General features: G+C 41.6%; 13 protein-coding genes and 1 pseudogene. 11 read left to right on the forward strand and 3 right to left on the reverse strand.

From position 1 onward, the window contains the following. The first annotated feature begins 102 nt into the window (after positions 1 to 102). Both MHB85_RS16205 and MHB85_RS16210 read left to right on the forward strand, forming a co-directional pair. Positions 103 to 678, forward strand: a complete 576-nt coding sequence (locus MHB85_RS16205; RefSeq protein WP_105598890.1) for a TetR/AcrR family transcriptional regulator — start codon at positions 103 to 105, stop codon at positions 676 to 678. Between the two features lie 205 nt (positions 679 to 883). Further along, positions 884 to 1,924 (forward strand): NADH:flavin oxidoreductase, encoded by a 1,041-nt coding sequence (locus MHB85_RS16210; protein WP_179198704.1) that lies wholly within the window; start codon positions 884 to 886, stop codon positions 1,922 to 1,924. A 255-nt stretch (positions 1,925 to 2,179) separates the two neighbouring features. Here the strand turns inward: MHB85_RS16210 and MHB85_RS16215 are convergent, their stop codons facing one another. After that, the gene (locus MHB85_RS16215) at positions 2,180 to 3,199 is read right to left on the reverse strand and encodes an alpha/beta fold hydrolase (protein WP_341073228.1); all 1,020 of its coding nucleotides are present in this window, start codon (positions 3,197 to 3,199) and stop codon (positions 2,180 to 2,182) included. A gap of 144 nt (positions 3,200 to 3,343) precedes the next feature. Here MHB85_RS16215 and MHB85_RS16220 point away from each other — a divergent pair, with 144 nt between their 5' ends. From MHB85_RS16220 to MHB85_RS16240, 5 genes are all read left to right on the forward strand, one after another. Next, positions 3,344 to 4,252, forward strand: a complete 909-nt coding sequence (locus MHB85_RS16220; protein WP_341073229.1) for a LysR family transcriptional regulator — start codon at positions 3,344 to 3,346, stop codon at positions 4,250 to 4,252. A gap of 66 nt (positions 4,253 to 4,318) precedes the next feature. Beyond that, entirely contained in the window at positions 4,319 to 5,035 is a 717-nt protein-coding gene (locus MHB85_RS16225; RefSeq protein ID WP_341073230.1) for a class I SAM-dependent methyltransferase, read from the forward strand. Between the two features lie 256 nt (positions 5,036 to 5,291). Further along, positions 5,292 to 7,226: a fructose-1,6-bisphosphatase gene (locus tag MHB85_RS16230; protein WP_341073231.1), complete on the forward strand. Its 1,935-nt coding sequence runs from the start codon at positions 5,292 to 5,294 to the stop codon at positions 7,224 to 7,226. Between the two features lie 269 nt (positions 7,227 to 7,495). Continuing rightward, a complete protein-coding gene (locus MHB85_RS16235) occupies positions 7,496 to 7,846 on the forward strand; it encodes a DoxX family protein (RefSeq protein ID WP_341074235.1) in 351 nt (116 codons plus the stop codon). A gap of 98 nt (positions 7,847 to 7,944) precedes the next feature. Beyond that, positions 7,945 to 8,370 (forward strand): MarR family winged helix-turn-helix transcriptional regulator, encoded by a 426-nt coding sequence (locus tag MHB85_RS16240; protein ID WP_091020165.1) that lies wholly within the window; start codon positions 7,945 to 7,947, stop codon positions 8,368 to 8,370. Between the two features lie 249 nt (positions 8,371 to 8,619). Here the strand turns inward: MHB85_RS16240 and MHB85_RS16245 are convergent, their stop codons facing one another. Together MHB85_RS16245 and MHB85_RS16250 are read right to left on the reverse strand one after the other, a co-directional pair. Then, entirely contained in the window at positions 8,620 to 8,910 is a 291-nt protein-coding gene (locus MHB85_RS16245; RefSeq protein ID WP_341073232.1) for an NAD(P)-dependent oxidoreductase, read from the reverse strand. A gap of 536 nt (positions 8,911 to 9,446) precedes the next feature. After that, the gene (locus tag MHB85_RS16250; RefSeq protein WP_341073233.1) at positions 9,447 to 10,337 is read right to left on the reverse strand and encodes an alpha/beta hydrolase; all 891 of its coding nucleotides are present in this window, start codon (positions 10,335 to 10,337) and stop codon (positions 9,447 to 9,449) included. Between the two features lie 101 nt (positions 10,338 to 10,438). On the opposite strand from MHB85_RS16250, the gene MHB85_RS16255 reads away from it, so the two are divergent. The 4 genes and pseudogenes from MHB85_RS16255 to MHB85_RS16270 all read left to right on the forward strand — a co-directional run. Then, the gene (locus MHB85_RS16255; RefSeq protein ID WP_341073234.1) at positions 10,439 to 11,359 is read left to right on the forward strand and encodes a LysR family transcriptional regulator; all 921 of its coding nucleotides are present in this window, start codon (positions 10,439 to 10,441) and stop codon (positions 11,357 to 11,359) included. A 97-nt stretch (positions 11,360 to 11,456) separates the two neighbouring features. After that, positions 11,457 to 11,744, forward strand: coding sequence for a carbohydrate binding domain-containing protein (locus tag MHB85_RS16260; protein WP_341073235.1), 288 nt, complete (start codon positions 11,457 to 11,459; stop codon positions 11,742 to 11,744). 420 nt (positions 11,745 to 12,164) lie between these two features. Next, a complete protein-coding gene (locus MHB85_RS16265) occupies positions 12,165 to 12,884 on the forward strand; it encodes an ABC transporter permease (protein WP_341074236.1) in 720 nt (239 codons plus the stop codon). Next, a pseudogene (locus tag MHB85_RS16270) lies at positions 12,835 to 13,641 on the forward strand (carbohydrate ABC transporter permease); the annotation flags it as partial. The gene MHB85_RS16265 and the pseudogene MHB85_RS16270, both read left to right, overlap by 50 nt. Positions 13,642 to 13,675: the final 34 nt, after the last annotated feature.

Raw genomic sequence — 13,675 nt, forward strand, 5'->3', positions numbered from 1 at the left:
AATATAAAATTTTATGTTTATCCATTGTGACTATCCTCTTTCAAACAGGATGTAAAACGATCAGTTCTTGACTGCACGGTCAATAACTGATACATTAATCCCATGAGCAGACCAAGAGAATTTGATGTCGATCGTGTATTACACCAGTCTATGGAAGTGTTCTGGAATCAAGGCTTCAAAGCGACTTCTTATGAGGACCTTACGCGTACTACAGGAGTCAAAAAGCAAAGTTTGTACTGTGTTTTTAAAGACAAGCGATCGTTGTTCCTGAAGGCACTGGCACTTTACCGTGAACAGGTTATAGCGAAACTGAAAGAGATTGAAGCCCTGGATTCGTCTCCCGTTGATAAACTGGATGCCTTACGATATTCCCTTTTAGACGATGAAACTGGCTGCCAAGGGTGTCTAATTGTGAATGCATCACTCGAATTCGGAACAGATGACGAGCAGGTCACACGCGAAGCTGAGCTCATGGTAGAAGAGGTTCAACTGGTATTAGAGAAGATCATAAGTAGTGGCCAGAAACAACAATTAATTTCCACCCGGTATACGAGTATAGAGCTTGCATCTTACCTAAATAACACCATTCTTGGTGTGAGAGTTATGGAGAAATCAGGTTCATCCCGTGAACAGATCGAGACGGTTCTGCGTATTTCATTTGGCATGATCATGTCTTGATCTTTTTTTTGTGAAATTCTTGACTACAAAGTCAAAAATAATTGAAGGCGGATTAAACCACCACGAAACCTTGAAGGAGGTGGGGCTTTTCGATAAAAAGCGTGTATTGATTCATTTGGAAGTAACGTCTAGCTGTTAACCAGGCTGGTTGCTGTTTAACATCTCCTAGGTCAATTTATATAAAACAAAATTTGTGGAGGTTATTATGAATTATTCTCAATCCGTAGAAGCATTGTTCCAACCTATAGAGTTAGGTCACTTGAAGTTATCCAATCGGATCGTGATGGCCCCGATGACGCGTCAATTTTCTCCGGACGGTATCCCGGGTTCGAATGTTGCGGGCTATTACCGCCGCAGAGCAGAGAACGCAGTGGGGCTTATTGTGACAGAAGGGACAATAATTAATCATCCGGATGCATCCAATCAAGCCAATGTGCCGCACTTTTATGGCGAAGCTGCAATGAATGGTTGGGCACATGTTGTATCTGAAGTACATGAAGCTGGCGGTCGAATTATTCCACAGATCTGGCATATGGGAGCCAAGGGTCATGTTAATGATTATTCGGAAGCTGAGATTGCAACAATCGTTCAGGAATTCGCACAAGCAGCCTCAGAAGCGAAACGCGTTGGGTTCGATGGTGTTGAAATTCATGGAGCACACGGCTATCTGATCGACCAATTCCTGTATGAGAAAACCAACTCTCGTACGGATCGTTATGGTGGAGATATGATGGCTCGCACACGTTTTGCAGTTGAAGTGATTGAGGCTTGCCGTAAAGTAGTGGGATCGGAATTCCCTATTGTACTGCGTTTATCTCAGTGGAAGACAGATGATTATCAGGCTAAATTGGCTGAAACACCGGAATTACTGGAGCAGCTTCTCGCACCGTTGGTTCAAGCTGGAGTTGATATCTTCCACTGTTCCACACGCCGTTTCTGGGAACCGGAATTCGAAGGGTCTGATCTGAATTTTGCTGGATGGACCAAAAAACTGACTGGCAAACCAACAATTACTGTTGGATCGATTGGTCTTGATGGTGACTTTACAAGTCTGTTCACAGAAGGTAAAGGCGCAAGTAACGTCGGTATCGAGGGATTGGTACAACGACTTCAGAATGATGAGTTTGATCTGGTTGCTGTTGGACGTGCTATTCTGGTCGACCCTGAATGGGCTAAGAAAATTCAAGAAGGACGTACTGGTGATCTGGTTCCATTTACAAGAGAGGCGATGACTGTACTTACTTAATTGTAGTTATAATCATTAGGAATATATATTAATCAAACACACCTTCAAGAGAATGAAACCTTGTCGTAAGATAGGGAGATCATCTTGGAGGTGTATTTGTAATAGCAACCAGAGTGAGTTATCCGGTGGAACTAAAGATGAAAGCCATAGAAATGAGACTGGCAGAGGTACAGGTATCTAAATGGAAAATTGCACTGTTTAGAGCAGAACAGGGAATCTTGCTAGGCCTGACAGACATCCCATGCAAGTGACGATCTATTCATTAGTGTTAAGTGACAACAAGTGTTTTAGATTGTCATCAATAAATTGATTATCGGCACTGTTGATTCCACGACCAGCAAAATGGCCCCAGATCGATTGGATTGGTTTCAAGACAGCATTAGGTATACGCTTAGCTTCGTATTCATTATCGGCCGCAGTGCAGAAGAGATCCGTGCTTCCGGGCATGATACAGGCAAAAGCTTTTATGCTATGAAGTGCTTTATCAAAGTCTCCGTTATAGGAGGGGTTTGCACTGATATCTGCATGTTGACCTGTCCATAACATGGCCAGAACATTATGCGGATCCATATTCATAAAGCTATTTTCCCAGACACCAGCTACAAAATCCTCCAATGTGTCAAATCCCATCTCACGGTAAAGCTCTTCTCTATAAAACGCATGTGATAGTCCCCATCCTGCATAGACCCGACCAACGGCACGCATGTCTGTCGAACTTAGTTGGTTTAATTTACTTGAGTCGAAGCCAACTGCAGATAGCAGGGAAGCTTTCACGCCTTCTAGGACCACAAATGTGTGTGGCCAAGGTTTGGCGATGCCTCCGAAAGGTGCGATTCGTTCGACCATCTCCGGGTAACTTGCCCCCCATTGAAATGCCTGAATGCCTCCCATCGACCACCCGACGACGAGAGCAATCTTTTGAATACCGAATTTTTCGGTCAGCAGTTGGTGCTGGAATCGAACGTTGTCATAGATGGTTACCTGTGGAAAGTTAGCCCGATCGAATGGAAGAGGCGTGTTACTGGGAGAGGAAGAGAGTCCATTCCCCAGCAAATTGGGAACGATAATAAAATATTTCTCTGAATCCAGTGCCATCCCACTGCCAATAAGCCATTCATTCTGAACATGCTGATCCCCAAAAGCTGTTGGATAGACAATAACATTATCCTTCTGTTCATTTAATTTTCCGTAAGTTTTGTAAGCAAGAAAAGCGTTTGGTAACGTCACTCCTGATTGTAAGAGTACATCACCCAAATTAAAAATTTCATAATCCATCGTATAATAGCTCCCTTCAAAATGAAAAACCACATGTTCACTGTGATCTCTTGTACTGAGTATAGAGCTGTGTTACCCTCAATAAAAGTGAATATAATTCAAGATAGTATTCAATAAAATTGAAAGATGAAGGGGGATCATCGGATGGAATTGCGTCAACTGAATACGTTTTGTACGGTTGCAACAACGTTGAATTTCACACGAGCAGCAGAAGCGCTGAGCTACGTTCCTTCCAACGTCACGATGCAAATTAAAGCATTGGAAGATGAGCTAGGTGTTCGCCTCTTTGATCGGTTGGGCAAGCAACTCGCGCTCACAACTGCGGGTAAACGGTTTTTAACACACGCCCAAGGCGTGCTTGAAAAAATGGACGAAGCTCGTAGTGCTGTCCATGATAATGAAAACCTAAGTGGTATCTTAACGATAAGTGCAAATGAGGTTATTTGCTCCTATCGGCTTCCACCTGTCTTCCAACGGTTTCGTTCCCAGCATCCGGGAGTTCGTCTAATCTTCCGCTCAGTTCCGAATCAAGAGCTCAAGCAAACGCTCTTTGAGGGAACCACGGATATTGTCTATATGTTGGATGAACCCATTCGCTCGAGTGGACTTTCCGTGGAACCTTTGCTGGAAGAACATTTCCGATTGTTAGCTGCTCCTGATCATCCACTCGCCAAACGAACTGTGCTGCAATTGGAAGATTTCCATGAAGAAGTGTTCCTGACAAATGAGAGGGGTTGTCCCTATCGAACGATGTTTGATCGGTCATTTGAGAAAGAGGGGATTGATAGCATTACATACTTAGAGTTTCAAAGTGCTGAAGCCATTAAACAATGTGCAATTTCAGGAATCGGTATTGCCTTTCTTCCTGAGATCGTCGCGGAATCTGAAGTTGAACGTGGAGAACTTGTTGTCCTCCCCTGGCAAATTCCGGACTTGCAGGTATATACACAGATGTTGTGGCATAAAGACAAATGGATTTCACCAATGATGTTATCTTTTATAAAAGCAACCAGGGAAGTTTTTGGTTCACAGAGTGAGAATAAAACCGTATAGCTTATGTACCAGACATCAAACTGTTGAGCACAGTAAAACGCTGTTGAAAGTGGGGAAATATTATTTATGATTCCATTAGTATATGACCAGATTAACCATTGGGGAAAAGACGATGAATTTTTCCTTGCATTGTTAAAGAGACAAAAAGTAGAATTTATAGCTGACCTGGGCTGTGGAACAGGAAGATGGACTACTCATCTTGTTCAGTGCGGTTATAAAATTACCGCTATAGATCCCAATGAAGAAGCGATTGAAATGGCGCGAAGTAAAGATAATTCTGGAAATGTGAATTGGATTATAGGCGATAGTGCGGATTTACAAACCAATACCTATGATGCGGTGATTATGACAGCCAATGTTGCACAGGTATTTCTTACAGATGATAGTTGGAAGCGAGTGATCTCAGACATATTCCGATCCCTAAAAATGGGGGGGCACTTTATTTTTGATACAAGAAACCCTTTGGTAAAAGTATGGGAAGAATGGGAGAAGGACAAAACTCCTGACTTCGCTAAAGATAGACTAAGCGGAGATCCTTTAGAAATTCATACAGAATATGAAGGGTTTGAGGGAGATATTTACACTTTTTATGAAATTGTAAAAAATACTAAAACAGACAAAGTGTTAGTTCATGAAAAAATGCAGCTGAGGTTTCGAAATCAAGAAGAATTCAATGAGTCGCTGAAACAAATCGGTTTTTCAAAAATCAAAACATATGGTGATTGGGAATTTAAACAAGCAAATTCTGAGAATAGATCGTTTATTTTTCATTGTGTAAAATAGCAGTTAGTGAAGAAAATATTGAGGGACAAGTACCCATTGAACACAATTCTTATTCCTAAAATAACTACAGACAAATTTCATTCAAATCCATTCAATGGAATTTGTTCATATATGATGAACTGGAGTATGATGGGGGAAGGCGATGCTGATAATTATCATATAATCAATACCAAGTATAGCGTGTAATTTTATATAGGTCTAAAGCTTTTGGACCCGGCTACACAACACCATACTTCCTTGAAGGGGGACATCTGTTTTGGATGAGCAGTTTCTAGATTTATTGGCCGAGAAATATGATACGGAAGAAAAAATCATAACAGAGATCATCAACCTTGAAGCGATCTCCAATCTCCCGAAGGGAACCGAGCATTTTGTCAGTGATTTGCATGGGGAGTTTCAGGCTTTTCAGCATGTACTACGAAACGGTTCGGGTACCGTCAAAGAGAAGATCAAAGAATTATTCCGGGAAGCTTGGACGGATCAAGAAATCCATGATTTTGCGGCATTGGTTTATTACCCGGAAGAAAAAATACAGCTGGTTATAGGGGAACTGAGCAATAAACAGGCTTTGAACCAGTGGTATAGACTAACAATTGAACACATGCTTAAGCTTATTTCTTATGCCTCTTCCAAGTATACACGCTCAAAATTGCGTAAAGCTCTGCCGGAGCAATATGTATATATTGTAGAAGAGCTTTTATACAAGACGGATTCGACCAACAATAAGGATCCTTATTACGAGGAAATATATCGGCAAATTATATCCTTGGGCCAGGCGGACAATCTCATTATCGGCCTTGCTTATACGACACAACGCCTGGTGGTTGACCATCTTCATGTGGTTGGAGATATCTATGACCGGGGGCCGTACCCCGATAAAATTATGGATACGTTGATCAACTATCATTCTGTAGACATACAGTGGGGGAACCATGATGTCCTCTGGATCGGAGCCTACGCAGGTTCTCTGGTCTGCCTTGCGAATATTATTCGGATCTGCGCCAGATATGACAATCTGGACATCATTGAAGATGTATACGGAATCAATCTGCGCCCACTGCTAAATCTGGCGGAGAAATATTATGAAGACAATCCGTCCTTCAGACCTAAGTTACAGGCTGGCCATAATGTATCGGAGCAGGAAATTCTGCAGATCACCAAAATTCACCAAGCCATTGCCATGATTCAGTTTAAACTTGAAATTCCGATTATCAAGAGACGCCCATACTTTAATATGTCTGAAAGACTTTTGCTGGAGCAGATTGATTACGACAACAATGAAATCAACATCTGCGGAAAAACGTACCTGCTGGAAAACACCTGTTTTACCACTGTTAATCCGCAGAAGCCTGAAGAATTGCTGGAGGAAGAACGCCAGGTGATGGAAAAACTGCTGTTCTCCGTTCAGCATTCCGAAAAGATGGCCAGACATATGAATTTCCTCATGAAAAAGGGTAGTCTTTATTTAAAATACAATGGGAATTTGTTAATCCACGGCTGTATTCCTTTGGATGAAGAAGGAAATATGGAAGAATTGCAGATTGAAGACAAGACATATGCGGGCCGTCAATTGCTTGATGTTTTTGAGGATTATTTACGTTACGCCTTTGCACATCCGGAAGAAACAGAAGATCTGGCGACGGATATGGTATGGTACATCTGGACAGGGGAATGTTCCTCACTCTTTGGCAAGAGAGAAATGACCACTTTTGAACGTTATTTTATTCAAGAAAAAGAAGCACATAAGGAGAAAAAAAATCCTTACTACCATTTACGTGAAAATGAAGAGATCTGTCGAAGAATCTTGCAGGAGTTTGATTTGAATCCGGATCATGGACATGTCATTAACGGGCACACGCCAGTCAAAGAAATAAGTGGAGAGAGCCCTGTTAAAGCAAACGGAAAAATGATCGTGATTGACGGCGGTTTTTCCAAAGCCTATCAATCCACCACAGGCATTGCCGGATATACCTTGCTGTACAATTCTTTTGGCATGCAGCTCGTCGCCCACCAGAAATTTAAATCAAAAGAAGATGTGTTATGCAACGGAACGGACGTATTGTCTGTGAAAAGACTGGTGGACAAAGAACTGGAACGGAAACTGGTGAAGGAAACCAATGTTGGGGAGAAGCTGCTGCAGAAAATCTCGAATTTGAAGGACCTTCTGGAGTATCGTAACCCTGTTCAATAGGAATTGCGGTTAGATCGTTAAAATCACTTTCAAGCATATGTTATAGCATGTACTTGAAAGTGATTAATTTTCTAATCGACATCAGATATTATTAATTTCATTGTATGAACAATCAATTCAATACGAGTAAATTTTGGATTGGTGGTATCCTTTGAAAGGAAGTTAGTGTACTTTAAATATCTCTTAAAGGTTGACAAATTGAATCATATCACACAAAATACATGCTATAGCATATATTAATCCTATATGTACAACTTAATGAAAGAAGGATAGCTATGTTCATTTTTATTACCGTTTTACAGATTCTTTTAGGTCTCTTTTTCCTATTCACAGGAAGCAAAATTATTTCGGGTAAAATGGCCGACGAATTCAAACGATTTGGATTGCCCTCTTACTTTAATGTTCTGACCGGTTCGTTTGAGATTGTGGGAGCCATTGGTATGATCATTGGCATATGGATACCTATTTTTGCACTTTTGGCGGGTGTGCTTCTAGGTGGAACGATGCTTGCTGGGGCGTTTACCTTGATTGTTTTAGCCAAAGACCCCATACAAAAGGCCATTCCTGCACTCATTTTGTTTGTTCTTAGCTTGATGGTGTCGATGTATCATTTCTTTTAAACGACTTATTTAAGCATGATGGCGATATAAAGTAGTTTGTAACAATCGTTCAGATCACCTATAATTGGTGTAAGAACATGATGAATGAGGGTACAACAATGGACTTATACGATGTGACTGGTTTTTTAATTCACCGTACTGATCTTAAGCTTACAAATTATTTTATCAAACAATTGAAACCTTATAAGGTCACGCCTGAACAATGGAGTATTATTTTTTATATGGATATTGATAAAGCTACGACTCAAAAAGAGCTGGCAGAGGCAATCGATCGGGATCAAACAACTGTCGTGAGGATGATACATTCGTTAGAACGTAAAGAAATGGTTCGACGTATGATTAATGATCAAGATAAGCGTTCACATCATTTATATTTGTCTCCTAAAGGAGAAGAAGTAAAGCAACAGTTGTTGTTAACGGTCAAAGACGCTCATAATTACGTCACACGAGGGTTAGAGCCGGAGGAACTAAAACAGTTAAAAGTAATATTAGAAAAACTGTACATGAATGTGCAAGAGGATTAACCGAATTGACACGCTAGGTATTAAAGCCCCCCAAATACATGCTGTAGCATATATTTGGGGGGCTTTAAGCGACTCTGCTTTCTTCTTGCAATTTGCAAAGTAGGTGCAGTCCTGGGAACTTGAAGAAAATGAACAGGCGAATGTTAGGTGAATATCTAATTGAATTTACTTTCAGGCTCTTCACCATTTTCTACACGTTTTATATTATTTATAAAGAAATCATATCTTATTTTATGAAATTTCCGACCATCAGGCATTCCGGCTGTATGGGAATGCATTTTTGTTGATGAGCTGCTTGATTTGCTGATTCAAGGGAATATGTACACTGACGATGTCCGATGTGCTTATAAGTGTATCGAAATCCGTCATTTTCACCACGTCCTCAGATTGTACAACAGCTTTTCTTGCATAAGCCTGCACATTCATATCAAAAACCCTGCAAAACGAAGCCACTTCTTGCCCAATAGCGCCCAAACCGATAATCCCAATCGTTTTCCCCTTTAACTCACTCCCTGTATAGTCCAATTGATTCTCATCCATCAATCAATGCCAACGTTCCAGTCTTGCGGAAAATACGCTGTAATATTTGATTTTGCAGTTTCGTTAAAATAACCAACGATGAGAATTTTCATATCTATACCACCTTTCATAATCTATCCCATGCTAATCGTATGGAAAAGATTCTAGAATAACAATATAGCTCCTGATTTCAGTGAGTGGGGGAGTATGTCAATGTTTGATTACTCTAATAGTGGAGCTAAAGCCAAGAAAATATTAATGGATTAAATTTACGAATAGACTTGATTCTAGAAGTTACACCTGAGACTGAAGTTCTTCTACGTACTGCTGATGTATCAGATAAGCAAGCTGTTCAAAAATATGTAGATGATACGGTTCAAAAGACGTTTTGGTAAACCTGAAGAAGTAGGCTGTCTTGTTGCCTTCCTGTTATCTTAGGCAATGTCCTGATGAGGATACCTACAATGAAGAAAAAGAGCAGGTCATCCAGAAGATGGCTTGCTCTTTTCTTGCGCTGATTTTTTGATATCTACACTTCACTTCTAACGCGATCGCTCCTACTTACCTCGACTCTGGATAATCTCCACCATCTGTTTAAGCGCCTTTTTGGCTTCGGGTATAGGAAAAACGGGGAAGACATGATTCATTTTGGGATACTCGAAATAGTTGATATCAACCGATTGCCGGATAGCTTTTTCTTTGAATTTTCGGGCATCCGGAAGGAATAATTCATGTGTTCCTATAAACAGTGAAATTTTACCCAAATTTTTAATTTCCCCATGAATCGGACTGAGCAAGTAGTGTGAGCGAGGAGTTTCACCTGCATACCTTCTCCCAGACTCAACCAGCATGTCCCAGTTCAACATCGGCTCTTTATCCATCATGGCGATTACTTCAGGGTTGCTTAATGTAATATCAAGCCATGGAGACAGCAGAATAATGTCCTTGGGCTGTGGCAATCCTTGTTCTAATAAATATTGTGCAAAAGCCAAGGAAAGACCACCACCAGCAGAATCGCCCATTATGACGATGTTTTCCGGTTCAGTTATTTTTAATACATGCTTATATACCCTAAGAACACTCTCAATTGCATCCATGTACTGGTAATTCGGTGCTTTCGGGTAAATTGGCGCATATACCGTGCAATGTAGTTGCTCCGTTAAGTTGTGTAAAAAATGCCAGTGCCATGTCAGTGGTTGCTCAACATATCCTCCACCAGGCAAATACAGAACAACTCGTTCGTCCGAACGAGATTTGGATTTCAACATATACGTGTCTACCGGGAGACTGTGTGCTTGGGTAATATTATACTTCTGCTTAAGTTTGGCAGGTAATTCATAGGGCATGCTGTTACTCTTTTCGCGTTCCTCCATAAACTCATTCACATCAAGCTTCTTTTTGGTCATTCTCAGCAACAATTCGACTAAGAAACTTCGTATACTCCGCATCATATCGACCTCCTATATAAAGAATACTTGAATACAATCATAAAATATATTTAAATATAATTTAGTATCATAAATATTATTTTAAGGATAAGAGGGATGAAATGAATATTTCACAGTTGCAATATTTATTATCTGCTGCACAGTGGGGTTCATTCACGAAGGCCGCGAGCGTGCATCATCTCACCGTGCCAACGATTAGTCAGTCCGTCAAACAATTGGAAGAAGAGATGGATACCGTTATTTTTTACCGTACTAAAAAAGGAGTCGTACCAACAGCAGAAGGAGAACTTATTCTGCAGCATGCGGCAGCCGTCCTCAAAAATATTGAACACATGCAGAGTGCATTGCTCAGTTTCAAGGAAGAATCCTCAGTGTGCATCACGATTTCCACCATTCCTGGATTTGTTCCTCAAGTGGTGCAGACCATGTTGGAACTGATGAATACATATCCGACACTCAAAGTTCAGATGATCGAAGGAGATACACTAACGGTGATGAAACATGTTCAAGAGGGTTATGCGCACATGGGATTACTCTCATATAATAAAAGCCAACAGGACGATTTGTTCAAATGGGTTCCTATCGTTGAAGGCAACGCAGTGTTGATCATGAACAACCGGTCGTCATTACGCTTTTTTAAAACAATATCACCTGAAGACTTGCACAATGAAGTATTTGTTTTATACAAAGATGAACATATTGAAAATATCGCTCATACGTTAATTTCCACTAATCTTACCAACCGTATCGCCTTGATCACGAATAACATCGATGCATTGTGCCAAATGATTGTTTACGGCAATGCTATAACGATTGCTCCAGATTTTATATTAAATGCGTTGTCTTCCACCTATCGTGAACAATTCGTAACAGTTCCTTTACAACAATTCAGCTCTGAGAAAGCCATCTTGGGGAGAATCACACGAACAGATGAACCACTTTCTAACATGGTCGAAGAATTTACAACCAAGCTGGCTAACCTCGTGCAAAACCCAAAAGGCTCTTCGTTGGATCACCCGTAGTTCTTGAAGCTGGAGGAGATATCCCCGATGCGATTTCTAAGTAATAACGGTAGTAGACATTCTGATGCAGCATAGTTTATGACGCTCTACATAGCAGATGATAACATTTTGTTTTTTTGAAGATGGTACACTTCAGGGATGGACTGCACGGGTTGGTGCGGAAAACCTCACAGTAACAGAAAAGGAAGCACATGAAGGGAAGTCAAGCATGTTGGTTACCAACCGTGAACGCTCCTATCATGGACCCATGTTCTCGATGAAAGAGCTGCTTCAGCTGCCGAAAGCTGGAATTCGATCGGCAGCTTGCAGATCCCTAAAGCGCAATGGAATACTTGGCATAAGGTCACTGGAACATTCCAGTACAGCGATGACCCTGCTGAGCTGAAACTATTCATTGAAACGCCTTACATCTCTGAGGATAGCGTATGGCATTCTCTCTTTTGTAGGAAAAGACAAACATTAAATCTTCGTTAGTTATCACTGTAAAGTCAGAACCCTCGTACTTGTGGAGAGAACGATCCATATGTACGGGGGTTCTTTTCGTGCAAACAACAAGTCATATTAACAATTTGTTATCGAAGCTATGGTTTTATCATGTTGACTTGGAGGGAGCCAATCTATACTTAAACCTACGGAGATTAAACAGAACCTTGGCTGACGTCTCTGAAACCAATAGAGAAAGAGGGGGAGCACACGAATGAGTAATGCCAAAGCCACCACACCCACCCAAGTCGATGTGATTCGTCCGAGTCCCCGGCGTACCAAACGCAATAAAGGCTCCAGGCGAACGCTGGCACTGGATCTGATGTTATTGCCAGCAGTTATTTTGACGTTCATATTTGCGTACATACCGATGGGCGGATTGGTCATTGCTTTTCAGGATTATAAGCCCTGGCTCGGGTTTGCAAAGTCTTCCTGGATCGGACTGGAGCATTTCCAATTCCTGTTCAGTATGCCGGAGAATGTGCAGGTGATCTGGAACACCCTGATTATTGCAGGTTTGAAACTGATTGGAGGTCTGATTGCACCGCTGATCTTTGCCTTACTCCTTAACGAAGTACGAAAGGAAACCTTCAAGAAGAGTATACAAACGTTCGTTTATCTGCCGCACTTTCTGTCATGGGTCATACTAGGCGGAATTTTGCTGGACATGCTTGCAACGAAAGGTATGATCAATCAGTTTCTTGGGGCGTTGTTTGGTCTTGAACCGATCTTTTTCCTTGGGGATGGCACTTGGTTTAGAATTGTCGTTGTTACAAGTGATATTTGGAAGGAATTCGGCTTTGGTGCCATTATCTTTCTTGCCTCGCTGGCAGGCATTAATCCAGCACTGTACGAGGCAGCTGAGGTGGACGGAGCAAGTCGCTGGCAGCAGACCTGGTCCATTACGATTCCGGCTCTCATTCCCATCATGATTGTTGTAGGAACGTTGTCCCTCGGTAATATCCTGAACGGAGGATTCGATCAGATTTTCAATCTGTATAATCCCGTTGATTCACATTCTCGCAGTCTCCTTCAGCGGTAAAGCAGCTGCCAATGCGAATCTGGTTGGACTCTTTCCGGTGGAATTTACACTTGATGCTTATGAGAAAACATTGGCCAATGAGAACTTCCTTCGTTCCCTATGGATTGCAATACAGCGAACCGTGCTGGGTACAATCCTGAGTATGGTTATTGTCACGCTGGCGGCCTACCCTTTATCCCGGGAGAATCGCAGCTTCAAACGACGTAACATCTACACCTGGTATTTTGTATTTACGATGCTGTTCAGCGGAGGATTAATTCCATTCTACATTCTTATCCAGAAACTCAATTTACTCAACACGATGTGGGTGCTTATCCTTCCTGGAGCGGTATCTGTCTGGAACATGATTCTTTTATTGAATTTCTTCCGCAACGTTCCCAAAGAGCTGGAGGAGGCTGCCTTCATCGATGGTGCGGGTTACTTTCGAACATTGATCTCTGTCTTTTTGCCCGTGTCGATGCCAGCCATCGCTACACTCTCCCTGTTCTCCATGGTAGGGCACTGGAACGCCTGGTTCGATGGGTTGATTTTCCTGACGGATCACGAAAAGTATCCATTAGCCACCTTCCTCCAGACGATCATCGTACAGCAGGACTTCAGTAAAGTTTCCGTGCGGCCCGAAGACCTGGAGAACATCTCACAACGGACGATCAAGGCAGCTCAGATATTCATTGGCATGGCACCGATTTTGGTTGTATACCCCTTACTGCAACGCTTTTTTGTTAAAGGGATTGTACTTGGTGCTGTTAAAGAGTAAGACGGATTGAGATCTAACCAATTTAGAATGATAT

The sequence above is a fragment of the Paenibacillus sp. FSL K6-4396 genome, from assembly GCF_038002525.1.
In the GTDB taxonomy this organism is placed as follows: Bacteria; Bacillota; Bacilli; order Paenibacillales; family Paenibacillaceae; genus Paenibacillus; species Paenibacillus amylolyticus_B.

What these genes read in the sequence shown, in the direction of transcription:
- MHB85_RS16205 (WP_105598890.1), top strand. Translation starts at nt 103, where the DNA reads ATGAGCAGACCAAGAGAATTTGATGTCGATCGTGTATTACACCAGTCT.
- MHB85_RS16210 (WP_179198704.1), top strand. Translation starts at nt 884, where the DNA reads ATGAATTATTCTCAATCCGTAGAAGCATTGTTCCAACCTATAGAGTTA.
- MHB85_RS16215 (WP_341073228.1), bottom strand. Translation starts at nt 3,199, where the DNA reads ATGGATTATGAAATTTTTAATTTGGGTGATGTACTCTTACAATCAGGA.
- MHB85_RS16220 (WP_341073229.1), top strand. Translation starts at nt 3,344, where the DNA reads ATGGAATTGCGTCAACTGAATACGTTTTGTACGGTTGCAACAACGTTG.
- MHB85_RS16225 (WP_341073230.1), top strand. Translation starts at nt 4,319, where the DNA reads ATGATTCCATTAGTATATGACCAGATTAACCATTGGGGAAAAGACGAT.
- MHB85_RS16240 (WP_091020165.1), top strand. Translation starts at nt 7,945, where the DNA reads ATGGACTTATACGATGTGACTGGTTTTTTAATTCACCGTACTGATCTT.
- MHB85_RS16245 (WP_341073232.1), bottom strand. Translation starts at nt 8,910, where the DNA reads ATGGATGAGAATCAATTGGACTATACAGGGAGTGAGTTAAAGGGGAAA.
- MHB85_RS16250 (WP_341073233.1), bottom strand. Translation starts at nt 10,337, where the DNA reads ATGCGGAGTATACGAAGTTTCTTAGTCGAATTGTTGCTGAGAATGACC.
- MHB85_RS16255 (WP_341073234.1), top strand. Translation starts at nt 10,439, where the DNA reads ATGAATATTTCACAGTTGCAATATTTATTATCTGCTGCACAGTGGGGT.
- MHB85_RS16260 (WP_341073235.1), top strand. Translation starts at nt 11,457, where the DNA reads ATGATAACATTTTGTTTTTTTGAAGATGGTACACTTCAGGGATGGACT.
- MHB85_RS16265 (WP_341074236.1), top strand. Translation starts at nt 12,165, where the DNA reads ATGTTATTGCCAGCAGTTATTTTGACGTTCATATTTGCGTACATACCG.